The sequence below is a fragment of the Massilia genomosp. 1 genome, assembly GCF_011682185.1.
GTDB classification, from domain to species: domain Bacteria; phylum Pseudomonadota; class Gammaproteobacteria; order Burkholderiales; family Burkholderiaceae_D; genus Telluria_A; species Telluria_A rubra.
Window position 1 is genome coordinate 1 of the sequence record NZ_WHJF01000352.1, and the last position, 651, is coordinate 651.

Annotated in this window: 1 protein-coding gene; it reads left to right on the plus strand. The window is 60.7% G+C overall.

The genetic code is table 11. The features are described from left to right. Positions 1–651, plus strand: a 651-nt coding sequence (locus tag F1735_RS34035; RefSeq protein ID WP_167241465.1) for a response regulator, incomplete at both ends; no start/stop codon positions are given.

Consider the following 651-nt stretch of genomic DNA (forward strand, 5'->3'; position numbering starts at 1 on the left):
TGGAGCGGATCTATCACTTTGTCGGCGATCCCCAGCGTTTTTCGCTGCCCACTGTCGTGGTGATCGATTACGCGATGCCGGACATGGATGGGCTGGAGTTTTGCGAGGCGGCCGCCGATCTGCCCTGTAAGAAAATCATGTTAACTGCGCGCGCCGACGCGAGCTTTGCCGTGGCGGCCTTTAATCGTGGCCTCATTCATCGGTTTATCCGGAAGCAGGAGCCCGACGCGCTCGACCAGCTGGAGGCGGCCATCGACGCTCTGCAGAACACCTACTTCCTCGATCAATCACGCAGCCAGGCCGGTCAGCTGGACGCCCACGAGTTTGGATTTTTGCGCGACCCGGCTGCGGCCGCCATGGTCCAGGGCCTGTGTGATCGCTACGGATTCGTTGAATACTATCTTTTTACCAATCCCCACGGCTTTCTGTTCTTTGACGCCGAAGGAGCGCCCACGCTCGTCCCAATAATGAACGCCAGAAGCCTTGAATGGCACGCCGATATCGCTGCAGAGGAGGGTGCGCCAGCGGAGCTGTCGGCCGCGCTGCGTGAGCGCCGCGTGGTGCCGTTTTTCCATACTGGCGACGGATGCTGGTCCTCCGATCTGCCAGGCGACCCGCTGAAATACTGCAAGCCAACGCAGGTCACGCGGG